Origin of the sequence: Streptomyces sp. NPDC048411, from assembly GCF_040704695.1 — a bacterium.
In the GTDB taxonomy this organism is placed as follows: domain Bacteria; phylum Actinomycetota; class Actinomycetes; order Streptomycetales; family Streptomycetaceae; genus Streptomyces.
Genome location: NZ_JBEZKL010000038.1, coordinates 37,687 through 62,525 on the forward strand (window position 1 = coordinate 37,687; position 24,839 = coordinate 62,525).

General features: G+C 70.3%; 19 protein-coding genes, 1 tRNA gene and 1 pseudogene. 15 read left to right on the top strand and 6 right to left on the bottom strand.

What is annotated here, in order from left to right; translation table 11 throughout:
• Window positions 1-49 precede the first annotated feature (49 nt).
• From AB0915_RS16185 to AB0915_RS16250, 14 genes are all read left to right on the top strand, one after another.
• A complete protein-coding gene (locus AB0915_RS16185; RefSeq protein WP_366691696.1) occupies window positions 50-1,576 on the top strand; it encodes a sugar ABC transporter ATP-binding protein in 1,527 nt (508 codons plus the stop codon).
• Window positions 1,573-2,622, top strand: coding sequence for an ABC transporter permease (locus tag AB0915_RS16190; protein ID WP_366691697.1), 1,050 nt, complete (start codon window positions 1,573-1,575; stop codon window positions 2,620-2,622). The genes AB0915_RS16185 and AB0915_RS16190 overlap by 4 nt, the downstream gene beginning before the upstream one ends.
• A 295-nt stretch (window positions 2,623-2,917) precedes the next feature.
• Entirely contained in the window at window positions 2,918-3,955 is a 1,038-nt protein-coding gene (locus AB0915_RS16195; RefSeq protein ID WP_358862289.1) for a substrate-binding domain-containing protein, read from the top strand.
• A 70-nt stretch (window positions 3,956-4,025) separates the two neighbouring features.
• Window positions 4,026-5,255, top strand: a complete 1,230-nt coding sequence (locus AB0915_RS16200; RefSeq protein ID WP_366691698.1) for a Gfo/Idh/MocA family oxidoreductase — start codon at window positions 4,026-4,028, stop codon at window positions 5,253-5,255.
• 12 nt (window positions 5,256-5,267) lie between these two features.
• On the top strand, window positions 5,268-6,272 hold the full coding sequence (locus tag AB0915_RS16205; protein ID WP_366691699.1) for a sugar phosphate isomerase/epimerase family protein: 1,005 nt from the start codon (window positions 5,268-5,270) through the stop codon (window positions 6,270-6,272).
• A 390-nt stretch (window positions 6,273-6,662) separates the two neighbouring features.
• Window positions 6,663-10,376: a ThuA domain-containing protein gene (locus AB0915_RS16210; RefSeq protein ID WP_366691700.1), complete on the top strand. Its 3,714-nt coding sequence runs from the start codon at window positions 6,663-6,665 to the stop codon at window positions 10,374-10,376.
• Window positions 10,377-10,518: 142 nt separating this feature from the next.
• Complete coding sequence (locus AB0915_RS16215; RefSeq protein ID WP_366691701.1) at window positions 10,519-11,637, top strand: inositol-3-phosphate synthase; 1,119 nt, start codon at window positions 10,519-10,521, stop codon at window positions 11,635-11,637.
• Window positions 11,634-12,815 (top strand): SCO3242 family prenyltransferase, encoded by a 1,182-nt coding sequence (locus AB0915_RS16220; RefSeq protein ID WP_366691702.1) that lies wholly within the window; start codon window positions 11,634-11,636, stop codon window positions 12,813-12,815. Before AB0915_RS16215 ends, AB0915_RS16220 begins: the two co-directional genes overlap by 4 nt.
• Window positions 12,812-13,705: a sugar phosphate isomerase/epimerase family protein gene (locus AB0915_RS16225; protein WP_366691703.1), complete on the top strand. Its 894-nt coding sequence runs from the start codon at window positions 12,812-12,814 to the stop codon at window positions 13,703-13,705. The genes AB0915_RS16220 and AB0915_RS16225 overlap by 4 nt, the downstream gene beginning before the upstream one ends.
• The gene (locus tag AB0915_RS16230) at window positions 13,696-14,349 is read left to right on the top strand and encodes an EboA domain-containing protein (protein WP_366691704.1); all 654 of its coding nucleotides are present in this window, start codon (window positions 13,696-13,698) and stop codon (window positions 14,347-14,349) included. The genes AB0915_RS16225 and AB0915_RS16230 overlap by 10 nt, the downstream gene beginning before the upstream one ends.
• Window positions 14,349-15,197 carry a TatD family hydrolase gene (locus tag AB0915_RS16235; protein WP_366691705.1) on the top strand — a complete coding sequence of 283 codons (849 nt, stop codon included), beginning with the start codon at window positions 14,349-14,351 and terminating at the stop codon, window positions 15,195-15,197. The genes AB0915_RS16230 and AB0915_RS16235 overlap by 1 nt, the downstream gene beginning before the upstream one ends.
• 4 nt (window positions 15,198-15,201) lie before the next feature.
• Window positions 15,202-16,377 (top strand): metabolite traffic protein EboE, encoded by a 1,176-nt coding sequence (eboE, locus tag AB0915_RS16240; protein ID WP_366691706.1) that lies wholly within the window; start codon window positions 15,202-15,204, stop codon window positions 16,375-16,377.
• Window positions 16,374-17,783: a nucleotide pyrophosphatase/phosphodiesterase family protein gene (locus AB0915_RS16245; RefSeq protein WP_366691707.1), complete on the top strand. Its 1,410-nt coding sequence runs from the start codon at window positions 16,374-16,376 to the stop codon at window positions 17,781-17,783. Before eboE ends, AB0915_RS16245 begins: the two co-directional genes overlap by 4 nt.
• A 50-nt stretch (window positions 17,784-17,833) precedes the next feature.
• Window positions 17,834-18,985, top strand: a complete 1,152-nt coding sequence (locus AB0915_RS16250; RefSeq protein ID WP_366691708.1) for a sugar phosphate isomerase/epimerase family protein — start codon at window positions 17,834-17,836, stop codon at window positions 18,983-18,985.
• A gap of 87 nt (window positions 18,986-19,072) precedes the next feature.
• Here AB0915_RS16250 and AB0915_RS16255 read toward each other — a convergent pair.
• Window positions 19,073-19,272, bottom strand: a pseudogene (locus AB0915_RS16255) (DUF2254 family protein); the annotation flags it as partial.
• A gap of 431 nt (window positions 19,273-19,703) precedes the next feature.
• Here AB0915_RS16255 and AB0915_RS16260 point away from each other — a divergent pair.
• Window positions 19,704-19,791: transfer RNA gene (locus AB0915_RS16260), tRNA-Leu, on the top strand.
• Window positions 19,792-19,982: 191 nt separating this feature from the next.
• On the opposite strand, the gene AB0915_RS16265 is transcribed toward AB0915_RS16260, so the two are convergent.
• The 5 genes from AB0915_RS16265 to AB0915_RS16285 all read right to left on the bottom strand — a co-directional run bounded on the left by AB0915_RS16265 (window position 19,983) and on the right by AB0915_RS16285 (window position 24,580).
• Window positions 19,983-20,873, bottom strand: coding sequence for an NAD(P)H-binding protein (locus tag AB0915_RS16265; protein ID WP_366691709.1), 891 nt, complete (start codon window positions 20,871-20,873; stop codon window positions 19,983-19,985).
• 670 nt (window positions 20,874-21,543) lie between these two features.
• Window positions 21,544-22,422: an ABC transporter substrate-binding protein gene (locus AB0915_RS16270; protein ID WP_366691710.1), complete on the bottom strand. Its 879-nt coding sequence runs from the start codon at window positions 22,420-22,422 to the stop codon at window positions 21,544-21,546.
• A 256-nt stretch (window positions 22,423-22,678) separates the two neighbouring features.
• Complete coding sequence (locus AB0915_RS16275) at window positions 22,679-22,816, bottom strand: hypothetical protein (RefSeq protein WP_366691711.1); 138 nt, start codon at window positions 22,814-22,816, stop codon at window positions 22,679-22,681.
• Window positions 22,813-23,529: a TetR/AcrR family transcriptional regulator gene (locus AB0915_RS16280; protein ID WP_366691712.1), complete on the bottom strand. Its 717-nt coding sequence runs from the start codon at window positions 23,527-23,529 to the stop codon at window positions 22,813-22,815. The genes AB0915_RS16275 and AB0915_RS16280 overlap by 4 nt, the downstream gene beginning before the upstream one ends.
• Before the next feature lie 178 nt (window positions 23,530-23,707).
• Entirely contained in the window at window positions 23,708-24,580 is an 873-nt protein-coding gene (locus AB0915_RS16285; protein ID WP_366691713.1) for a universal stress protein, read from the bottom strand.
• Between the last annotated feature and the right edge of the window lie 259 nt (window positions 24,581-24,839).

The window sequence follows — 24,839 nt, forward strand, 5'->3', positions numbered from 1 at the left end:
ACTGCGCCCTGCCCGCTCACCGGCCCCGCACCCGCCGAGGGGATTTGTCATGGCATCAGAACCACCCCTGCTCACCATGTCCGGCATCACCAAGTCGTTCCCCGGTGTGCGCGCCCTCGACGGCGTGGACCTGGAGGTCCAGGCCGGCGAAGTCCACTGTCTGCTCGGGCAGAACGGTGCCGGCAAGTCCACCCTCATCAAGGTGCTCGCCGGGGCCCACCAGCCCGACGGCGGCGAGATCACCTGGCGCGGCGCACCCGTCTCGCTCAAGTCGCCGATCGCCGCCATGCGTCTCGGCATCGCCACCATCTATCAGGAACTCGACCTGGTCGAAGGCCTCTCGGTCGCCGAGAACATCTTCCTCGGCCACGAACCCACCGCCGCCCGCTTCGTCGTCCGCACCCGCGAAGGACGCGCGGCCGCCGCCGCACTGCTGAAGCGCCTCGGCCACCCCGAGATCGATCCCGCCCGTCCCGTCGGCGCGCTCTCCGCCGCCCAGCAGCAGATCGTCTCCATGGCCCGGGCGCTCTCCCACGACGTACGGCTCATCGTCATGGACGAGCCGTCCGCCGCCCTCGACCCCGACGAGGTCGCCAACCTCTTCCGTATCGTCGCCGGGCTCACCGCCGACGGGGTCGCCGTCGTCTACATCTCCCACCGCCTGGAGGAGATCCGCCGGATCGGCGACCGGGTGACCGTGCTCAAGGACGGGCGGGCCGTCGCCGTCGGGCTGCCCGCCGAGTCCACCCCTACACGCGACATCGTTGCCATGATGACCGGCCGTAATGTCGAATACGTCTTCCCGCAGCGCCCCGGGTCTCCCGGGGAGAACACCCGGCAGGACCCCGTGCTCACCGTCGAAGGACTCGCCAGGGAAGGCGAGTTCGCCCCCGTCGACCTGGAACTGCGGCCCGGCGAGATCGTCGGGCTTGCCGGACTCGTCGGATCCGGGCGCTCCGAGATCCTGGAGACGATCTACGGAGCCCGCAGGCCGAGCGCGGGCCGGGTCCTCGTCGGCGGGCGGCCGCTGCGCCCCGGCAGCGTCCGTGCCGCCGTCGCCGCAGGCATCGGACTCGCCCCCGAGGAGCGCAAGGCACAGGCACTGCTGATGCTCGAATCCGTCACCCGTAACGTGTCGGTCTCCTCCATGTCCCGCTTCTCCCGGGCCGGTTGGCTCGACCACGGAGCCGAGCGCCGGGCGGCCCGCGCCGCCACCCGCGAACTCTCGCTGCGCCCCGACAACCCGGACACCCCCGTCCGCACCCTCTCCGGCGGCAATCAGCAGAAGGCCGTCCTGGCCCGCTGGCTGCTGCGCGGCTGCCGGGTGCTGCTGCTCGACGAACCGACCCGCGGTGTCGACGTCGGCGCCCGCGCCGAGCTCTATGCCGTGATCCGCCGGCTGGCCGACGAAGGCCTCGCCGTTCTGCTGGTCTCCAGCGAAGTGCCCGAAGTACTGGGCCTCGCCGACCGGGTGCTGGTGCTCCGCGAGGGCCGCGTCGTGCATACGGCGGACGCCCAGGAGCTCGACGAGCACCGCGTACTCGACCTCGTGATGGAAGGGAGCCCGACGTCATGACTCAGCCCGTTTCCTCGGCGCAGCACGGTGGGCCGGACAAGGCGGCCCCGCCCGCCCCCGCCGCGCTGCCGCCCTCGAAGGGCGGCGGACTGCGCGCCCTCGGGGTGCGCGCGGACGTCCGCAACCTGTCGCTGCTCGGCGTCCTCGCCGCACTGATCGCCGTCGGCGGTTTCACCGAGCCCGACGCGTTCCTGGACACCGGAAATCTGCAGCTGATCCTGACCCAGTCGTCCGTCATCGGCGTCGTCACCGTCGGCATGACGTTCGTCATCACCAGCGGCGGCATCGATCTGTCGGTCGGCGCGATGGTCGCGCTCGCCTCGGTCTGGGCGACCACGCTCGCCACCCAGGAGTACGGCTTCGCGGGGATCCTCTTCACCGCCGTGCTCGTCGGCCTCGGTGCCGGACTCGTCAATGGGCTGCTGATCGCGTACGGGAGGTTGGTGCCGTTCATCGCGACGCTGGCCATGCTCGCCTCGGCCCGCGGTCTCGCCCTGCAGATCACCGACGGCAAGACACAGATCGTCACCGTTCAGTCGGTCCTCGACCTGGGGCTGCCCGACTCGTACGTCCTCGGCATCCCGCCGTTGGTCATGGCCTTCGCCGCGGTCACCGTCATCGGCTGGCTGGTGCTGAACCGGACGACGTTCGGACGCCGCACGGTCGCGGTCGGCGGCAACGCGGAAGCGGCCCGTCTCGCCGGCATCGATGTACGGCGGCAGCGGCTCTATCTGTATCTGCTCTCCGGGCTCTGCTGCGGCATCGCCGCCTTCATGCTGATCATCCTGTCCGGCTCGGGACAGAACACCAACGGCAACCTGTACGAGCTCGACGCCATCGCCGCCGCGATCATCGGCGGCACCCTGCTCAGCGGCGGACGCGGCACGATCGTCGGCTCCGTCCTCGGTGTCCTCGTCTTCACCACCATCACCAATATCTTCGCGCTCAACAATCTGCAGACCGATGTCCAGCAGATCGCCAAGGGCGCGATCATCGTCGCCGCCGTACTGGTCCAGCGCCGAACCTCGGCCCACGGGGAGACCTAGGGGGTGTCCGGCGGATCATGGCCGGGGCCGCGACGCCCGGCACGGCACCTCGCGGCGTTGCCGAAACGCCCGGATAGCTCCTTCCCCAAGCTCTCAACTCCGTTCGAGCAGGGGGAGACCCCATCACAGGACGCTCCGGCGCCTTGCGATGCACCGCACCAGACGCCGCGACCTGTCCGACCCTGATCCGCCGGGCACACACCCCCCAGCCCCCGGGCTCTCCCCACTCCACCTCACCCCATCTCACCCGCAGTTCCGCATGCCACCCACGCACCGGATGAAGGGTTCGACAGCCATGCCAGAAACCAGCCGCAGAGGACTGCTCTTCGGCACCGCAGCCGTCTCCGCGGGCGCTCTCCTCACCGCTTGCACCAGCAATGAGCCCAAGAAGTCGCAGACCGCGCAGAGCAATCAGCCGGCTGCCGACGACAAGCCGGGCAAGCCCGTCACCATCGGCTTCGCCGGACCACAGGCCGACCACGGATGGCTCAACGCCATCAACGAGAACGCCAAGTCGCGGGCGGAGAAGTACTCCGAGGTGACCCTGGAGATCACCGAGGGCTCCAACGACACCGCCGCCCAGATCGGCCAGGTCAAGACCCTCATCAACAAGAAGGTCGACGTCCTCGTCATCCTCCCCGCCGACGGCAAGGCGCTCACCCAGGTCGGTCTGGAGGCGATGAAGGCGGGCATCCCCGTCGTCAACCTGGACCGCATCTTCGCCTCACCGCAGGCCTACCGCTGCTGGGTCGGCGGCGACAACTACGGCATGGGTCTCAACGCCGGCACGTACATCGGCGAACAGCTCAAGGACAAGCCGAACGCCAAGGTGGTCGAGCTCGCGGGCATCGACAACCTGGAGCTCACCAAGCAGCGCAGCCAGGGCTTCGCCGACGCCCTCAAGAATTACTCCAACATCAAGCTGGTGGCCCGTCAGGCCGCCGATTTCACCGTCGAGTCCGGTCAGGCGAAGATGGCTCAACTCCTGCAGGCGCAGAAGAAGTTCGACGCCCTGTGGAACCACGACGACGACCAGGGAGTCGGCGCGCTGCGCGCCATCCAGCAGGCCGGCCGGGACGAGTTCCTGATGGTCGGAGGCGCGGGTGCGAAGTCCGCGATGGACGCCATCAAGGCCGACAACAGCGTCCTGAAGGCCACGGTTCTCTACCCGCCGACGATGGCCGCGTCCGCCATCGACCTGGCGCGTGCCCTGGGGCAGGGCAAGGGCATCGGCGGGCTCTCCGAACTGGAGATCCCGACCAGCCTCACCCTCTACTCGGCCGTCGTCACCAAGGACAACATCGACCAGTACCTGCCGACGGGCTTCAGCTGATCCGCCGTCCAGGAGGGTGCTGACCCTCCTGCTGTGCGCCCACCGAACGACCGACGAGGAGGAAGCCCGTATGGCCCGTAGGGAAGAGACGGAGCAGGAGGCCGCAGCGCCGCCGACGACCGTGCCGAAGGCGACGCTCGGGGTCGGCATGGTCGGATACGCGTTCATGGGCGCCGCCCACTCACAGGGGTGGCGCACCGCCGGACACGCCTTCGACCTGCCGATGCAGCCGGCTCTCGCCGCGATCTGCGGACGCGACCGTACGGCGGTCTCCGCCGCCGCCGAACGACACGGCTGGGCGGCGGCGGAGACCGACTGGCGCGCCCTGATCGCCCGGGACGACGTCCAGCTCGTCGACATCTGCACGCCCGGCGACAGCCATGCGGAGATCGCCATCGCCGCCCTGGAGGCCGGCAAGCACGTGCTGTGCGAGAAGCCGCTCGCCAACACGGTCGCCGAGGCGGAAGCCATGACGGAGGCCGCGGAACGGGCCAGGGCCCGCGGCCAGGTGGCGATGGTCGGCTTCAACTACCGCAGGGTGCCGGCGATCGCGTACGCACGGACGCTGATCGCCGACGGCAGGCTCGGCGCCCTGCGGCACGTACGGGCCACCTATCTCCAGGACTGGCTGGTCGACCCCGAATCGCCGCTCACCTGGCGGCTCAAGCGCGAGCAGGCGGGATCCGGTGCGCTCGGCGACCTCGGGGCGCACATCGTCGACCTCGCCCAGTATCTGGCGGGGGAGCTCCTGGTGGGGGTGTCGGCGGTTGCCGAGACCTTCGTACGGGAACGACCGCTGCTCGCCGGAACGTCGGCCGGACTCTCGGGTACCGCGGACGGCGGAGCACGCGGGGCGGTCACCGTCGACGACGCCGCCCTGTTCACCGGCAGGCTCGCCTCCGGAGCACTGGCCTCGTTCGAGGCGACCCGGATGGCGGCGGGCCGCAAGAACGCCTTAAGGCTGGAGATCAACGGCGAGCGCGGCTCGCTCGCCTTCGATCTGGAACGCCTCAACGAACTGTCCTTCCACGACCACACCGAGCAGGCCACCACCGCCGGGTTCCGCCGCATCCTCGTCACCGAGCCCGCGCACCCGTACCTGGAGGCGTGGTGGCCGCCGGGCCACGCACTCGGCTACGAGCACACCTTCATCCACCAGGCCCGCGACCTGGTCCTGACGATCGCCGAAGGGGCGGACCCGGTTCCGTCGTTCGCCGACGGACTTCAGGTGCAGCGGGTGCTCGCGGCGGTGGAGGAAAGCGCCGAGAAGAGCTCCGTACACACCCCCGTACCGTCCTAGGAGGTTCCGCGCATGCCCCGTCCCTTCACGCTCTTCACCGGTCAGTGGGCCGACCTGCCGCTGGAGGAGGTCTGTCGGCTGGCCCGGGACTTCGGCTACGACGGGCTCGAACTCGCTTGCTGGGGAGATCACTTCGAGGTCGACAAGGCTCTCGCCGACCCCGGCTATCTCGACGGGCGGCGGCAGCTGCTCGACAAGTACGGTCTGAAGTGCTGGGCGATCTCCAATCACCTCGTCGGCCAGGCGGTCTGCGACAACCCGATCGACGAACGGCACCAGGGCATCCTGCCCGCCCGGATCTGGGGCGACGGCGAGCCCGAAGGGGTACGGCAGCGGGCCGCCGAGGAGATCAAGGACACCGCCCGCGCGGCCGCCGCCTTCGGAGTCCGTACCGTCATCGGCTTCACCGGCTCGTCGATCTGGCACCTGGTGGCGATGTTCCCGCCGGTGCCGCCGCGGATGATCGAGCGCGGTTACGAGGACTTCGCCGAGCGCTGGAACCCGATCCTCGACGTGTTCGACGCGGAGGGCGTGCGGTTCGCCCACGAGGTGCACCCCAGCGAGATCGCGTACGACTACTGGACCACGCACCGGGCCCTGGAGGCCGTCGGCCACCGGGCCGCGTTCGGGCTGAACTTCGACCCGAGCCATTTCGTCTGGCAGGACCTCGATCCGGTCGGCTTCCTCTACGACTTCCGGGACCGGATCTACCACGTGGACTGCAAGGAGGCCCGCAGGCGTCTCGACGGGCGCAACGGCCGTCTCGGCTCGCACCTGCCCTGGGGCGATCCGCGGCGCGGCTGGGACTTCGTTTCCGCCGGGCACGGTGATGTGCCGTGGGAGGACGTGTTCCGGATGCTCCGCTCGATCGACTACGACGGCCCGGTCTCGGTGGAGTGGGAGGACGCCGGGATGGACCGGCTGGCGGGCGCACCGGAAGCGCTTGCCACGCTGAAGCGGTACGACTTCGACCCGCCGGCTGCGTCGTTCGACGCGGCGTTCGGGGGCGGCGACTGACGGCTCCTCCCGGGGGCTCCACCCCGGACCTCCGCTCCTCAATCGCCCCCTTTGAGCAGGTCCGGCGTCTGAGAGCCAGGGTCCGGGGCCGGAGCCCCGGCGGGGCGGGGCGGGTGGCGGACAGGTCTGCGCAGCCCGGCGGCACACACGCCGCCGGGACGGCCCAGGCTGCCCAAAACCCCCTTTGTCCTGACTCAGGAGAAAGTTCAACTTATCTCCTGCGCAAGGCCTTTCCACCCAGGACGAACCCGTCTACCGTCCCCTTGGTGTACACGACATGACTCGCGTCACCGGCGCCCCACCGGGCCCTCGGTGACCTGCGCGGCAGTCCCCGCGCGGAACGGCACGGCAGCACTCGCCCGTACAACCGGCACTCTCCGGAGGACACTCGTGCACAGAACCAGAACCCGGCCCCGACTCCGTACATCCCTCGCCCTGCTCACCGGCGGCCTGCTCACCGCAGCCACCCTCGCCCTGGGCGCCCCGCCCGGTGCCGCCGCGTCGGGCCCGACCTCGCCGGCCGCGTCCGACGCGGCGGCGACCGAGGACTTCCAGCAGGTCACCCTCGCCAAGGGCGCCGCAGAGACCGGCGAACCCATGTCCCTGGCCGTGCTGCCCGACCGCAGCGTCCTGCACACCTCGCGCAACGGCGAGCTGCGGATCACCGACAGCGCAGGCAACACCAGGGTCTCCGGCGTCATCCCCGTCTACTCGCACGACGAGGAAGGCCTCCAGGGCGTCGGCATCGACCCGAAGTTCAGTGAGAACCGGGCGATCTACCTCTACTACGCGCCGCCGCTGGACACCCCCTCCGGCGACGCCCCGGAGACCGGCACCGCCGCCGACTTCGCCAAGTTCGACGGCGTCAACCGGCTCTCCCGCTTCGTCCTCAAGGAGGACGGCACCCTCGACCTGAGCAGCGAGAAGAAGGTTCTCGACGTCAAGGCGTCCCGCGGCATCTGCTGCCACGTCGGCGGCGACATCGACTTCGACGCGCAGGGCAACCTGTATCTGTCGACCGGCGACGACTCCAACCCGTTCGCCTCCGACGGCTACACGCCCATCGACGAACGCCCGGACCGCAACCCGGCATTCGACGCCCGGCGCACGTCGGGCAACACAAACGACCTGCGCGGCAAGATCCTGCGGATCAAGGTCGCCGACGACGGCTCGTACACCATTCCGGACGGCAACCTCTTCGCGCCGGGCACGGACAAGACGCGCCCCGAGATCTACGCGATGGGCTTCCGCAACCCGTTCCGCTTCAGCGTCGACAAGGCCACCGGCATTGTCTACGTCGGCGACTACGGGCCCGACGCGGGCGCTGCCGACCCCAAGCGCGGACCGGCCGGACAGGTCGAGTTCGCCCGCGTGACCAAGCCGGGCAACTTCGGCTGGCCGTTCTGCACCGGGAAGAACGACGCGTTCGTCGACTACGACTTCGCGACGAAGACGTCCGGCGCCCCCTTCGACTGCGACGCCCCGAAGAACACCTCGCCGCACAACACCGGTCTGGTCGACCTGCCCCCGGCGCAGCCCGCCTGGATCCCGTACGACGGCGGTTCCGTGCCCGAGTTCGGCAACGGCTCCGAGTCGCCGATGGGCGGCCCCGTCTACCGCTACGACCCGAACCTCGACTCGCCCGTGAAGTTCCCCGAGTCGTACGACGGTGACTTCTTCGCCGGCGAGTTCGGCCGGCGCTGGATCAAGCGCATCGAGCAGGACGGCGACGGCACCGTCCGGTCCATCAACAACGTCCCGTGGTCCGGGACCCAGGTGATGGACATGGCCTTCGGCCCGGACGGGGCGCTGTACGTCCTGGACTACGGCCTCTCCTGGTTCGGCGGCGACGAGAACTCCGCGCTCTACCGCATCGAGAACGCCACCGGCGGCCACTCGCCCGTAGCCGAAGCCGCCTCCAACAAGACGTCCGGCGCCGCACCGCTGAAGGTGCAGTTCTCCTCGGCCGGCACCACGGACTCCGACGGCGACGCACTCACGTACGCCTGGGACTTCGGCGACGGCGGCACGTCGACCGCCGCGAACCCCACGTACACGTACAGGAAGAACGGCACCTACACCGCGACCGTCACCGCCAAGGACCCCACCGGACGCACCGGATTGGCGAGCGTCCATGTGACCGTCGGCAACACGGCACCCACGGTGAAGCTGGAACTCCCCGGTGACGGGCAGCTGTTCAGCTTCGGCGACAAGATCCCCTTCAAGGTGACCGTCACCGACCCCGAGGACGGCGCGATCGACTGCTCGAAGGTCGAGGTCCGCTTCGTACTCGGTCACGACAGCCACGGCCACCCGATCACCACGACCAACGGCTGCACCGGCACCATCAGCACCCAGATCGACGGCGGACACGACCCGAACGCCAACATCTTCGGAGTCATCGACGCCTCGTACACCGACGGCGGGGGCGGCGGCCAGGCCGCGCTCTCCGGCCACGCCCAGTCGCAGCTTCAGCCCCGCCACCGGCAGGCCGAGCACTTCACCGCGTCGTCCGGTATCAGGACGTACGACAAGGCGGCCGCGCACGGCGGCAAGACGGTCGGCGACATCCACAACGGCGACTGGATCGCCTTCAAGCCGTACATCCTCGGTGACTCCACCAAGCTCACCGCCCGGATCTCGTCCGGCGGCGCGGGAGGCTTCCTCGAAGTACGGTCCGGCTCCGCGACCGGCAAGATCCTCGGCTCCGCACCGGTCCCGGTGACTGGTGGCTGGGAGAACTTCCAGGACATCGACGTACCGCTGCGCGGCGTCCCGGGGAAGGCAACCGAACTCTTCCTGGTCTTCAAGGGCGGCGACGGGGCGCTCTACGACGTCGACGACTTCGAGCTCTCCAACAGCGCCCCCGACCGGACCGCCAAGCGGGTCCTGGTCTTCTCGAAGACGGCCGGCTTCCGCCACGACGCGATCCCCGAGGGCATCGCGGCACTGAAGGAACTCGGCGCGACCAGCAACATCACCGTCGACTCCACCGAGGAAGCAGGCCAGTTCACCACCAGCAACCTCGCCCGCTACGACGCCGTCGTCTTCCTCTCCACGACCGGTGACGTCCTCAATGCCGACCAGCAGAAGGCGTTCGAGAACTACATCGCCACCGGCGGCGGCTACATGGGCGTGCATGCCGCCGCGGACACCGAGTACGACTGGTCGTTCTACGGCGGACTCGTCGGCGCGTACTTCGCCGGACACCCCGCGATCCAGCCCGTCACCGTCCGCGTCGAGGACCACAAGCACCCGGCGACCGCCCACCTCGACGACGCCTGGAACCGAACCGACGAGCTGTACAACTACCGCACCAACCCGCGCGACAAGGTGAAGGTCCTCGCCACACTCGACGAGACGACCTACACCGGCGGCACCATGAAGGGCGACCACCCGATCACCTGGTGCCAGACCTACCAGGGCGGCCGCTCCTTCTACACCGGCCTCGGCCACACCAAGGCGTCGTACGCCGAACCTGCCTTCCGCCAGCTCCTCCTCGGCGGCGTTCGCTACGCGGCCGGACAGGTGAAGGCCGACTGCAAGCCGGACACCGGCTACCGGTCGATCTTCAACGGCAAGACGCTCGAGGGCTGGAAGCAGGCGGGCCCGGGGAAGTTCAACGTCGTCGACGGTGAACTCCGCTCCGAGGACGGCATGGGCCTGCTCACCTACCAGGCCAAGGAGCTGGGGTCGTACTCGCTGAAGCTCGACTGGAAGCTGGAGGGCGACGACAACTCCGGTGTCTTCGTCGGGTTCCCGCAGTCCGACGACCCCTGGTCCGCGGTGAACAACGGCTACGAGGTCCAGATCGACGCCACCGACGCCCCCGACCGCACCACCGGCTCCATCTACGGCTTCAAGGCGGCGGACATCAAGGCCCGTGACCAGGTCCTGCGACCGCCCGGCCAGTGGAACAGCTACGAGATCAAGGTCCAGGGCGAACGGCTCCAGGTCTTCCTCAACGGAGTCAAGATCAACGACTTCACCAACACCGATCCCGTCCGCAGCCTGAAGAGCGGCTACATCGGCCTCCAGAACCACGGAGCCGACGACCATGTGTCCTTCCGCAACATCGAGTTGAAGGAGCTGCCCGCCGCGTAGGTGAGGCAGCCGCAGTCCGACGGCGGGCGGGGCAAAGGCCCTACCTCGCCCGCCGTCACCCTCCACCCGTGTCCCCCTCGATTCGATCAGCGCCCCGCTCTGTGCACTGCCCAGCCAGGATCCCCAGCCAGGGAGGCAGCCCGTGTCAGCACATGCCGTTCGTACCGGAGTCTGGTTCATCGGAGCACGCGGCTCCGTCGCCACCACCGCCATGGCGGGCTGCGCGGCCGTCGCGGCGGGTCTCCACCCGGCGGCAGGCATGGTCACCGAGACCGCGCCGTTCGCCGGCAGCGGGCTGCCGGCGCTGACCTCCCTGGTCTTCGGCGGACACGACACCGTCGGCTGTCCGCTCCCCAAACGGGCGGAGGCACTGGCCGCCGGGGGAGTGCTTCCGCACGGGCTGCCCTCCGCCGTACGGACCGAACTCGCGGCCGCCGACGCCGAGATACGCCCGGGTGGCCCGCTGCCCGGCGACACCCGCACCGACGAGGAACTCATCGCCGGGTTCGCCGCGGACCTCACCGACTTCGGCCGCCGGGGCGACCTGACCCGCACAGTCGTCGTCAACGTCGCGTCGACGGAACCCGTCCCGGAACCCGGCGAGAACCGGCTGCCCACCAGCTCGCTCTACGCCGCGGCCGCGCTCCGGGCCGGCTGCCCCTACATCAACTTCACCCCCTCCACCGGACTGCGCGCTCCCGCGCTCCAGGACACCGTCGCGGACTGCGGACTTCCTCACGCAGGCCGCGACGGCAAGACGGGCCAGACGCTGCTCCGCTCCGTACTCGCCCCGATGTTCGTGCAACGCGCCCTGCCCGTACGGGCCTGGTCCGGCACGAACCTGCTGGGCGGCGGGGACGGAGCGGCGCTGGCCGACCCCGGCGCGGCAGCGGCCAAGAACGCGGGCAAGGAGCGCGTCCTCGCCGACACGCTCGGCGCCGCGCCCGAGGGGGAGGTACACATCGACGACGTGCCCGCACTCGGCGACTGGAAGACGGCCTGGGACCACATCGCGTTCGACGGGTTCCTCGGCGCCCGCATGGTCCTCCAGACGACCTGGCAGGGCTGCGACTCGGCGCTGGCCGCCCCCCTCGTCCTCGACCTGGCGCGGCTGCTCGCCCGCGCCCAGGAAGTGGGCCTGACCGGCCCGCGTCCCGAACTCGGCTTCTACTTCAAGGACCCGGACGGTGGCCCCGCCGCACTGTCCGAGCAGTACATCGCGCTGCTGGCCTTCGCCGAACGGCTGCGGGGGGAGAAGTGACAGCCACCGTACGGGCCTGGGCCGAGCTGCTGCGGATCTCGGCGCTGTTCACCGTCCCCGGGGACGCACTCGCCGGGGCGGCAGCCATCGGACGGCGTCCCGGCCGTGGCACCGCGCTGGCCGTCGGCGCCTCCCTCTGCCTCTACGAGGCGGGCATGGCCCTCAACGACTGGGCCGACCGCGACGAGGACGCCGTCGACCGTCCGCACCGCCCGATCCCCTCGGGCCGGATCACCCCGGGCGCGGCCCTCACGGCAGCAGGCGCGTTGACGGCCGCGGGCCTGTCCCTCGCCGCCCGCGCCGGCCGCCCGGCCCTGACGGTGGCCACCGGCCTGGCCGCAACGGTCTGGGCCTACGACCTCCACCTGAAACACACCCAGGCGGGCCCGGCCGCGATGGCCACGGCGCGCGCCCTCGACCTGCTGCTGGGCGCCACCGCGACATGGGGGGCAGGCGCGAAGCCGGAGCGCTCCGACACGCGCACGGTCACCACGCCCGGCGGCCCGGCGACAGGCCTCGTCCGGACACCCGCGCCCATCCCGGGCCCCGCGGGGAAGCCGCGCCGCGGACCGATCGCCCGGCTCGTCGGCAGGGGCGCCCGCACCTTGGCGAACTCAGCCGTGGATGCCCAGCCGCGCCACGGGGAACCATCCCGGCAAGCAGCCCTCCCGTTGCGCGCAGCACTCCCCGCCGCCGCCGTGCTCGGAGCGCACACCTACGCCGTCACCGCTGTCTCGCGCCACGAGGCGCACGGCGGTTCCACCGTCGCGCCCCTCTCCGCGCTCGCGGCGGTCATCGCGCTCGGCGCGACCGCGGTGCGCGAGCAGCGGGGGCACGGGGACGTGCCCCCGGCCCCGGGAAACGGCGCGACAGGGGACAACCACCGCCTCGTACCCGGAGCACCCGCACCCTCGAACACCCCCCACGGCACCTCGCCCCGCCTCCTCGTCACCGCACTCACCGGCGCCTACCTCCGGACCGCCGCCGAGCCGCTCCTCCACGCCACCCTGAACCCGTCCCCGCCGCTGACCCAGCGCGCTGTGGGCAGCGGCATCCGGGCGATGATCCCGCTCCAGGCCGCGCTCGCCGCACGTGCCGGAGCGGCCGGCACCGGGCTCGCCGTCATGGGACTCGTCCCTCTCGCCCGCACACTCGCCCGGAAGGTGAGCCCCACATGACCATCCGCCTCGGCTACGGCACCAACGGGCTCACCGACCTCCGCCTCGACGACGCCCTCGCGCTCCTCGCGGGCCTCGGGTACGACGGCGTCGGCCTCACCCTCGACCACATGCACCTCGACCCCCTCGCCCCGGACCTCGCCGCCCGCACCCGCCGCGTGGCGCACAGACTCGAACAGCTCGGGCTGGGCGTCACCGTCGAGACCGGCGCCCGCTATGTTCTCGACCCACGCCGCAAGCACGGCCCGTCCCTCCTCGACGCGGACCCGGAGGCTCGCGCCGCCCGCACCCGGCTCCTGGTCCGGGCCGTCGAAGTCGCCGCCGACCTGGGAGCCCACGCCGTGCACTGCTTCAGCGGCATCACCCCACCCCACACCACGCCCGATACGGCCTGGCAGCGGCTGACCGGCGCCCTCGCCCCGGTGCTCGAAGCCGCCGACCGTACCGGCATCCCGCTCGCCATCGAGCCCGAACCCGGACATCTCCTCGCCAATCTCTCCGACTTCCACCACCTGCGCATCCTCAGCGGAGACCCCGAACCACTCGGGCTCACCCTCGACATCGGCCACTGCCAGTGCCTGGAGCCCTCCTCACCCGCGGACTGCGTCCGGGACGCCGCACCCTGGCTGCGCCACGTCCAGATCGAGGACATGCGCCGGGGCATCCATGAGCATCTGCCGTTCGGCGACGGAGAGATCGACTTCCCGCCCGTACTCGAAGCGCTCGACACGCTCGGCGACACCGGATACCGCGGCCTCACCGTGGTCGAACTGCCCCGCCACTCCCACGCCGGCCCCGAACTCGCCCGCACCTCCATCGACTTCCTGCGCTCCCGCATCCCGTCGAGAGTTCCGAAGGACGCCCCGAAGGGAGCACCGTCATGCCGATGACCCCGCAGACGCCCCCGCTGCAGACCCGCGGGCAACTCGACGGCCGGCTGGGCGGCGCCGCACGCGCCTGGCTCGACGAGGCCCTCGCCGAGGCCGCGCACGCCGCCGCCCACGAGGACACCGCGCCCGGCGGCCCGTACGCCGTGGCCCCGTGGGAGCTGCGGTTCGCCGCCGCAGGCCGGCACTGCGGACCGGAGCACGCCGACTCCGTACGCGCCCTGCTGCTCCTCGAAGCCCGAGCCACCCTCCCCGCCGTGACCAGGCTCTACGATCAGGGCACCGCCGCCGAGCGGCGCGCCGTCCTCCTCACCCTCCACCGGCTGGACCTCGGCCCCACCGCCCTCCACCTCGTCGAGGACGCCCTGCGCACCAACGACACCCGGCTGGTCGCCGCCGCCGTCGGTCCGTACGCCGCCGTCCATCTCGACACGCACCAGTGGCGCCACGCCATCCTCAAGTGCCTCTTCACCGGAGTCCCCGTCGAGGCCGTCGACGCACTGGCCCAACGCGCCCACGGCGACGCCGAACTCGCCCGCATGCTGGTCGACTTCGCAGCCGAACGCACCGCCGCCGGCCGTACCGTCCCCGGCGACCTGCGCCACGTACTCACCCTCACGGCCGCCACCCCCACGGAGGAGTCCTGATGCGCATCTTCGACCCCCACATCCACATGACCTCCCGCACCACGGACGACTACCAGGCGATGTACGACGCAGGCGTCCGCGCCCTCGTCGAACCCTCCTTCTGGCTCGGCCAGCCCCGCACCTCGCCCGCGAGCTTCTTCGACTACTTCGACGCCCTGCTCGGCTGGGAACCCTTCCGCGCCGCCCAGTACGGCATCGCCCACCACTGCACGCTCGCCCTCAACCCCAAAGAGGCGAACGACCCCCGCTGCACCCCCGTCCTGGACGCCCTGCCCCGTTACCTCGTCAAGGACTCCGTCGTCGCCGTCGGCGAGATCGGCTACGACTCCATGACTCCGGCCGAGGACACCGCCCTCGCCGCCCAGTTGCAGCTCGCCGCCGACCACGGGCTGCCCGCGCTCGTCCACACCCCGCACCGGGACAAGCTCGCAGGTCTGCACCGCACCATCGACGTGATCCGCGAATCCCACCTCCCCCCGGAGCGGGTCCTGCTCGATCACCTCAACGAGACGACCGTGAAGGACGCCGCGGACAGCGGCTGCTGGGCGGGCTTCTCCGTCTACCCCGACACCAAGATGGACGAGGACCGCATGATCGCGATCCTCAAGACCCACGGCACCGAGAAGATCCTGGTCAACTCGGCCGCCGACTGGGGCAGGAGCGACCCCCTCAAGACCCGGAAGGTCGGCGACGCCATGCTCGCCGCAGGGTTCAGCGACGACGACGTCGACCAGGTGCTCTGGCGCAACCCCGTCGCCTTCTACGGCCAGAGCGGCCGGCTGCAACTCGATCTCGCCACCCCCGATCCACTCCACGAGGGGAACTCCATCCTCCGCGGCGGGGAGTGACCCGATGCGCTTCCGCCACCCCGACGGATCCACCGTCCACCTCGCCTACTGCACCAACGTCCACCCCGCCGAGACCCTGGACGGTGTCCGCGCCCAACTGCGCGACCACTGCGAACCCGTCCGCAGACGCCTCGGCCGCGACCGCCTCGGCATCGGCCTCTGGCTCGCCAGGGACGCCGCGAACACCCTGATCAACGACCCCGCCCAGCAGCGCTCCCTGCGCGCCGAACTCGACCGCCGCGGCCTCGAAGTCGTCACCCTGAACGGCTTCCCGTACGAAGGGTTCGGCGCCGAAGAGGTCAAGTACCGGGTGTACAAGCCGGACTGGACGGACGTTGAACGCCTCGCCCACACCACCGATCTCGCCCGGCTGCTCGCCACCCTGCTCCCCGACGACGTCACCGAAGGCACCATCTCCACCCTCCCGATCGCCTGGCGCACTCCGTACACCGGCGACCCGGAAGCCGCCCGCGCCGCACACACCGCCCTCAGCACCCTCGCCGAACGGCTCGACGCCCTCGCCGAGCTGACCGGCAAGTCCATCCGGATCGGTCTCGAACCCGAACCGGGCTGCACGGTCGAGACCACCGCCGACGCCGTCGCACCGCTCACCGCCGTCGGACACGACCGCATCGGCATCTGCATCGACACCTGCCATCTCGCCACCTCCTTCGAAGACCCGGACACCGCCCTCGACGCACTCTCCGCAGCCGGCATCCAGGTCACCAAGTGCCAGCTCTCCGCCGCACTCCACGCCGAACACCCGCACCTGGCCGAGGTGCGCACCGCGCTCGCCGCCTTCGCCGAACCCCGCTTCCTCCACCAGACCCGCACCCGGACCACGCACGGACTGCGCGGCACCGACGACCTCGACGAGGCGGTCACCGGCCAGGCACTTCCCGACGGCACCCCGTGGCGCGCCCACTTCCACGTCCCGCTGCACGCACCCCCCGCCCCACCGCTCACCTCGACCCTCCCGGTGCTCCAGTCCACGTTGACCCGACTGGTCGGCGGAGCCCGGCCGTTGACCCGTCACCTGGAGGTCGAGACGTACACCTGGCAGGCGCTCCCCGCCGAGCTGCGCCCCCGCAGCCGGCCCCAGCTCGCCGACGGCATCGCCGCCGAACTCACCCTCGCCCGCGACCTCCTGGTCGACCTCGGCCTCAAGGAGCTCCCGTGACACCGGTCGAAACGGGCACGTCCCCCACCGGCGCCCCCACCCCCCTCCTCGTCCTCGACGTCGTCGGCCTCACCCCCCGGCTCCTCGACCACATGCCGCACCTCGCATCCCTCGCCCAGTCCGGCACCCACGCCCCCCTCGGCACCGTGCTGCCCGCCGTCACCTGCGCCGCCCAGTCCACCTTCCTCACCGGCACCACCCCCGCCGAACACGGCATCGTCGCCAACGGCTGGTACTTCCGCGAGCTCGGCGACGTCCTCCTCTGGCGCCAGCACAACGGACTCGTCGCCGGGGACAAGCTCTGGGACGCCGCCCGCCGCTCCCACCCCGGCTACACCGTCGCCAACATCTGCTGGTGGTACGCGATGGGCGCCGACACCGACATCACCGTCACCCCCCGTCCCGTCTACTACGCCGACGGCCGCAAGGAACCCGACTGCTACACCCGGCCGCCCGCCCTCCACGACGAGCTCACCGAAAAGCTCGGCACCTTCCCCCTCTTCCACTTCTGGGGACCCGGTGCCGACCTCGTCTCCTCGCAGTGGATCATCGACGCGACCCGGCACATCCTGGACACCCGTCACCCCGACCTGGCCCTGTGCTACCTGCCGCACCTCGACTACGACCTGCAGCGCTACGGGCCCGACGACCCCCGCGCGTACCAGGCGGCGGCCGAGCTCGACCGGGCCGTGGCCCCGCTGCTCGACGACGCCCGTCGCGAGGGGCGCACCGTCGTCGCGCTCTCCGAGTACGGCATCACCCGCGTCGACCGCCCGGTCGACATCAACCGGGCACTGCGCCGCGCCGGCCTGCTTGAGGTCCACACCCAGGACGGCATGGAGTACCTGGACCCGATGGCCTCCCGCGCCTTCGCCGTCGCCGACCACCAGCTCGCCCACGTCTACGTACGCCGTCCCGAGGATCTCGATGCGACCCGTGAAGCACTCCAGGACGCCCAAGGCATCGAACAGCTCCTCGACGACGAGGGCAAGAAGGCTCACGGCCTCGACCACCCGCGCTCCGGCGAGCTCGTCGCCGTTGCCGACCCGGATGCCTGGTTCACGTACTACTACTGGCTCGACGACGCGCGCGCCCCCGACTTCGCGCAGCTCGTCGAGATCCATCGCAAACCCGGTTACGACCCGGTCGAACTCTTCCTGGACCCCCAGGACCCGTACGTCCGGGTCAAGGCGGCCACCGCCGTGGCCCGCAAGAAGCTCGGCATGCGCTACCGCATGGCGGTCGTTCCCCTCGACCCGTCACCCATTCGCGGCAGCCACGGCCGCCTCCCCATGAGCGACGAAGAAGGTCCGCTCATCCTCTGCTCCACCCCCCACGCGTTCACCGGCCCCGTCCGGGCCACCGAAGTGAAGTCCCTGCTCCTCAAGCTTGCCGGCCTCGCATGAGCCCGGTCCGCGTCCAGCGTTTCGAGCAATCTTCGAGAAAGAGAGAGACCGTGACCGCGTACAACGACGAATCCGGAACGGACGGCGCCCTGCGCCGCAGCCTCGGCGTCAGTCGCCGCCGCTTCCTGAGCACCTGCACGGCCGCTGCGGCAGCGGCGATCGCGGCGCCCGCCTTCGGCGCGTCGCCGGCCCTCGCCCAGACCGCATCCAGCAATGGGCAGGGCGTCGGCCTGGCTCTGGTCCCGGCCGCGAGACGAGGAATCATCCTGTACACCGTGCGCGACGCCACGGGTCGGGATCCGCTCACCACCGACCTTCCCTCGGGCTTCCGTGAGGTCTTCAGCGAACTGGCCCGCTACGGCTACCAGCAGGTCGAGTTCGCCGGGTACGGTCAGCACGCCAACGCACCCGGCGGAAACAACCTCGGATCGGTGGAAGGCGCGAAGCTGCTGCGCTCGTGGCTGGACGAGTACGGTCTGCGCGCCCAGGGCAACCACGGCTTCATCCCGTCGTCCTGGCCGCTGAACCAGAGCGACCTGGACGAGTTCAAGCGCCAACTCGAGATAGCGAACATCCTCGGCATGGAACACATGGGCACCGGTGGCGACCCCACCGGCAGCGCCTACCGTGCCGACTGGGACGTGGCCGCCGACAAGTGGAACACGCTGGGACAGATCGCTCAGGGTGCGGGCATCAAGCTGTACACCCACAACCACGACGCGGCCTACGGCTTCCTGCTCGACGGCGGTCCGCTGGACGCACAGGGCCGCCCCACCCGCAGCTCCGGCATCCGCAAGCTCGAGTACTTCCTTCAGGTCACCGACCCGAAGTCCGTATGGCTGGAGATGGACATCTTCTGGGCGCACGTCGCTCAGTACAAGTTTCACACCTACACCGCGCACGACGGATCGCAGCAGGAGAACATCTTCGACCCGGCGGCACTGGTCCGCGGCAACACCAAGCGCTACCCGCTGTTCCACGCCAAGGACGGCATCGTCAACACAAACAGCGGCAACGGCTACGACATGGTCCCCTTCGGCACCGGGGCCATCGACTACCGGACGTTCTTCCGCCGCGTCGGGGCGAAGAACTACCACAACCCGATGGTCGAACAGGACAACGCACCGAGCTCGACCGTCCCCGCGCAGTCCCTGAACCATGCGCGGATCGGCTACGACAACTTGGCGGCGCTGCGCAAGTAGGACCATCGGCGGCACCGGACGGGCGGTCCGCGCCTCACCCCGAATTCCTGACACCGGGGAACAGCGCAAACGCCGCCCGGTGACGTCAGGCACCGTGCGCTCCACGGCCGTCGCCAGGAGCGTACGGTGCCTGACCAGCGCGCCTGTCCGATCCTTCGGCGCCGACACCAGCAGGTCATCGATCCCGGCCGGCGTCCGTCGCGACACCTGCGGGCTCCTCGTCCGTCCAGACATTGCACGGCGGTCGTCGGATCGTTCACGGCGGGGGGCAGCGCCCGCAGCGCGATGACGGGGCAAAGCCTGCCAGGAAGGGCGCTAGGGCCTGTTCTGAGTTCCCCGCCTGCGCCCCGACGCCCGGCACGCACGCTCGCCGCACGGCGCCGCAGGACAGGTGGCTCCGCCACATGACCTGCGACACCGCACGCCGACCGCACGCACCGACCACCGCTGCGCCCGCGCTTCGCGCGGACGACGGGGAACTCAGAACAGGCCCTAGCCCGACGGTCTTCGCAGCAGCGGGACGCCGCCCGGCGATCCGCCTGGCGATCCGCCGGCGTACTGCGCGTGTACGAGCGGCGACAGACCGTACGCATGCCAGGCCAGTCGCTTCCGTGTGCCCGTCATCCCCCCACTGACCACCGAATATGCAGGTGAGAGGCACTCCAAACCCCTGGTATTGTTTTCTTTGTCGCCGCGGGAGACCGGGGCCGATCACCTAGTCCGGGTGGCGGAATGGCAGACGCGCTAGCTTGAGGTGCTAGTGCCCTTTATCGGGCGTGGGGGTTCAAGTCCCCCCTCGGACACCAACTGAGACCCCTGTTCATCAGGGGTTTTCTGCTTTTCTGGGCAGTGGCGTGACCAACCACGTGACTAACGGCCCAGTGATTCCCCAGGTCAGACCAGGGATGACAGGCCGAGCGTTTCGCCGCGGTTGCGCCGATGTGGCGGCGAAGCAATCCATCCGAGTGGCTTCGCTCGGCATCGTGCTCGCTTGAGCTCAGGGGGTGCCACGCGCGGTGTTCGGCGCGGGCCACCAGGGCACGTCCGAGATCGGGGTCGCCGGTGAGCCGGTGAGCCGGGGGACGACGTCGGTGACCATGGAGATCTCGCCTCTTTCGATCGCCTGGTACCACGAGATCCAGGTCTCGATCTGTTCCCCGCTCATGCCCCGTCGCCATCGCCGCGCGAAGGCTTCCTCAAGGGTCTCGGGTTCGAAGCGGTAGGGCCGGCCGGTGGCCGCCGCGATCCGGGTAACCGCTTCGTCGAGGGTCAGGGCCTCGGGCCCGGTGATCTCCAGGGTCGCGCTGTCATGCACGGAGCGGGGACCCTCGTCGAGGGCGACGGCCGTGATCACGTCGGCGATGTCCTCGTGGGTGACGAAGGCGGCCCGGCCGGTGCTCGCGGGGCCGCTCACGACGAACTCCTCGTCGGCGAGGGCGGCCGGCGTCGACGTGTAGAAGCCCGACCGAAGCACCGTGTGGCGGATCCCGGCCCCGGCCAGGAACTGTTCGGTCGCCCACTGGTCGCGGGCGTTGATGTAGGTGGCGGTGGGCGAAGCGCCGACGAGGGATACATACAGGACCCGGTTCACGCCGACCGCGATCGCGGCCTCGACCGCGGTGGCGTGTTCCTCCAGTCGGCGCCCTGTGCGGTGTCCGGACACCAGGATGAGGGTCGACGCGCCCTCGAGTGCCTTGCGCATGGCGGAGGCGTCGGCGTAGGCGGCCGGACCGCGCCGCTGGGCGCCTGGCAGTTCGGGCATGCGGTCGGGGCTGCGTCCGACGAGGAGCTGGGGGATGCCATGGCTGGCGATTCGGGCCGCGATCCGGCTGCCCAGCGCCCCGGTCACCCCGGTGACCGCCAACGTCGCGTGGTTCTTCTCAGACATGGGTTTCCCTCTGTCCGGAGCCGCTGTCGACCGCGGAACCCCTTCTTCCGATTGTGTCTGGGAAAAGGCAATGTTTTTCGGCTGGCGTCCTCCGGCCGTGCGATGGCGTGGTGGTTCACCACCACGAGCATGCCCCGGGCCGCCAGGAGCCGCGAGGCGGCAGCCACCGTGCGGCGGCCTTCCACCAGCCACCAGCGCCGGCGATGTCGCGCCTTCCTGCACCGACCGCACCGCGACCGCCCGATCAGGACCCCGTTCGACCGGACGAGTCCGTTGATCGGTAAGCGGATGGCTTTATGGACATGGAGTTACCCGGTTGTGATCGGCGCAGCGAGCCGCGGCAGTGAGGTGCCGCACCGGAAGACTCAGCCTGCCAGACCCGGATCGTTGAGGTGCGGCTGCACAGCGGTGATCACCGCGGTCGTCCAAGGCCACAGGGGCAGGCTTCCGAGGACCTTACTCGGTCGGTTCGTCTCAACAGGTCAGTTTGCATCGCTGCTGGTCGCAGCCGTGCCGCCATGCCAACTACGGTGCCTCGTCACAGCGGGGGACCTCTTGGCGGACGTCGTGGCTCCCTGGTGTGGCGCAACTTCCGGACTGGCCAGGCGGTCAGCCGCCCCCCATGTGCCGGTCGGTCTAAGTTCGCTGACACGTATTCAGACACCTTTGTCTAAGGTGTGATGGTTGCGGTGCGGTAGAACTCGGCTGCGGTGAAAGTGGCAGGGACACCGAGTTCGGCGGCGACCGCTGTGATCGCGTTGACGCCGATGGAGAGGTCGACTCGGCCGTCGGTGGTGAACTGCGTTGCGATATACGCCTCGTAGTGGGCTCGGACTTCATCCTCGGTGTGTCGGCCGAGGAACGTCTGCAGGTACCGCACCGTGGTGTCGGGGTCGTTGCGGATCACCTGCAGGGCGCGCCGGTGGGCTCGTACGACGGCCTGGACCGCAGGGCTGTCCGGGTCGGTGTAGGTGGGGTCGACGGCCACGCCCGAGGTGGGGATCTGGAAGTGGTCGCCGACAAAGGCCAGCACCTGCCAACCGTGCTCGGCGGCGACCGCGTCCGGTGCCAGGGTGTCACCGACCACGGCGGCGTCGATACTGCCCTCCTCCAGCTGGCGCAGGTCCATGCCGAAGTCGCCGGGCCAGCGGACGATGGTCTGCACGTCGCGGTCCGGGTCGAGGCCGGCCTGGCGCAGCACGATCCGGGTAAAGCACCCGGGTCCGGTGTGAGGGGGGTGTACCGTCAGCCGCCGGCCGGCCAGATCGGCCATCGAGGCAATGCCGGGGCGAGCCAGGAACCAGAACAGGGGTCGGTAGGTGTTTACATTGAGCGCGATCCAAGGGATGCCATCCCTCAGTCGGGACAGCACTGTCCGGCCCAGCCCAATGACTGCGCCGCGGCGCAGCCGCTGTGCATCCCAGGTGCAGCCGTCGCGCACGGCGACGTGGACGTCCTCGTCAGCGTAGAAGTCCTCCTGATCGGCAATGTAGGTGACCAGTTCCTCGTGCGGGCCCCGTCCGACGTAGGCGAGATCGATCGTGTGCATGAATCTTTTCCTTCGACGTGACGGTGTGTCGGATGCGGTCCGGCCCCGTGTATGGAGGGCGGGGGTGTCAGTGCATGAACATCCCGCCGTTAACCGCGGTTGGGGTACCGATCGTGAAGGCGTTGTCCTGGCTGATGCAGAAGACGGCCGGCTTGTCGCCGTCGGCCGGGTGTGTCAGAGCCTGTCGGGTGACCTTCGATCGGAAAGCGTGCGTGCCAGGGCGTGGCCGCCCGATCAGAGGTCACCCGACAGGCTCTCAGGCGGCCCAGGGGTAGCGGCGGCCACTGATGACCGCGAACGTCGCAGGCATCTCGGCGTCGAACTCGCCGTCCAGTTCCTCCCACGTCGCGTCCTGGAACGACTTGATGACATACGTGTCGGTCGACCCGATCATGGGCCCACCTCCTCCGCACCGGTGCGGGCTGTCGGAATGACCGCCCCGAGTTGGTCGTCGTCGATGCCGGGTGCTGAGCGGATCGCCCCGTGGAGCACCGTGTCGACGGTCGCCCGCAGCAGATCCGCCGCAGTCCAGTCCATTTCGTGCGGCAACTGCGAGGTGAGAAGCCGCTCCAGCGCGCCGCGGGTGATCTCGCTGAGCAGCTCGGGCGGCGTCGACAGCAGTCCCAGCCGGTGCCCGTCCCGGAACAGCTCGTCGAGCCGCCGGTAGACCACCGCGTCCGCGCGCTGCTCCACGTAGCGGCGCAGCATCGCATCGCCGCCCCGTCCGGTCGCGAGCTGAGCCGCGCCGATCCGCCCGAGCTCGCTGCCCGCCGCGATCAGGAACCGCTGGACCCGCACATCGAACGGCTGCCCTTCTGCTTCCTCGGCCGCCGTCATCAGCGTGCGCTCCACTGCTGCGAACTGCCGGTCCAGTACGGCGGTCAGCAGGCTGCGCTTGTCCGGGAAATGGCGGTAGATCGTCTTCTTGCTCATCCCGAGCTCACGAGCGAGATCGTCCATGCTCACTCGCGCGAAGCCTGGCGCGAGGCACAGGCGGCCGGCCGCCTCGACGATCACGTCAGCACGCTGCTCGTCGCGTTTGGAAACTTTCAATGCTGATTTAGTTTCCATAGTTCCCAGGCTGTGTTCCCGCTCCCGTGTTGTCAAGGCCCGATGGGTGGAGGCAGGAACCTGTCTCGGCAACGGGCAACCCGCTGCCTGACGACGGAGGAGGGTGGTGCGATGCAAACGCCGGATGCCGCGTCCAACTGTGTGGACGCGGCATCCGGAGACGCCCCGCGCTGTGCCGGGGACCCGTGCCCCACGCCGGAGGCACCAGGCTGGTTCAGTCGTGCGGGACGACCGCGACCGGGGCCTGCGCGTGCTGGAGCACCGCGTGCGCGACCGCTCCGAGCCGCAGGCCGAGGTGGTGCCGACGGCGTCGGCGGCCGACTACGACGAGCGCGGCATCGCCGGAAGCGTCCACCACCGCACCGGCGCTGCTGCCGATCCGGCTGTCCTCGACCACCTCGACCTCCGGGTACTTCTCCCGCCATGTGGTGAGGGCCTGGCTGAGCAACTCGGCCTCGATGGCCTGGAACTGCTCGGCCTCGAACTGCGGCGTCACCCACCCGGCGTAGCCCCAGACCGGCGGCGGAGCCCAGCCGTGCACGGCGCGCAGCACGAGGCCCCGGGAGGCGGCCTGCCGGAAGGCGAACTCGATGACGTCGTCCGCCGGGGCCCGAGTGTCGATGCCAAGGACCACCTCGGAGGCGCCAGGTCCGGTGACCGGCTCCGACTGCGCGGCGCGGACCAGGACCACCGGCACGTCGCACCGCGCCGCGACAGCGAGGCCGACCGAGCCGACCAGTAGCCCGCGGAATCGGCCCAGGCCCAGCGAACCGACGACCAGCGACCCGGCGTCGGTCGCGGCACCGAGCAGGGTCACGGCCGGCTCGTCCCCGTCCAGGACTTCCGCGTGCACATCCAGGCCCGGGTGGGCCTGGCGGACTTCCTGCGCGGCGTCGGTGAGCATGCGCAGGGTCAGGGCCCGCACGTCCGCCGGCTGGTCGGGATCGCCGTGCAGGTTGTCCTGCCAGGTCCAGGCGTGGACCAGCCGCAGGCCGACGCCGTGGCGGACGGCCTCGTCGGCCGCCCACTGCGCCGCCGCGGTGCTCTCGGCCGAGCCGTCGACTCCGGCCAACACGTACTTGCTCATGACGTTGTTTCTCCAGGCTCGGCGATGGGTCCCGGGCGGGTAACCCGAGGCTGGTGACCAGCCTCGCCCGGGGAGCCGCCGAGTCCCAGGGCCTGATGGCTCCGGAATCGGGGCCGGAGGTCCCGAGGACAGTGCGGGCAGGCCGAAGGCGCGCACCCGGTGGTGCGGGTGCGCCATGCCGTGGCTGATTCGGCAGGGTGCACCGAACGTGACACGATGCGGTCATGTCATCTGCGTTGACCGATCTCTGCCGGTATCC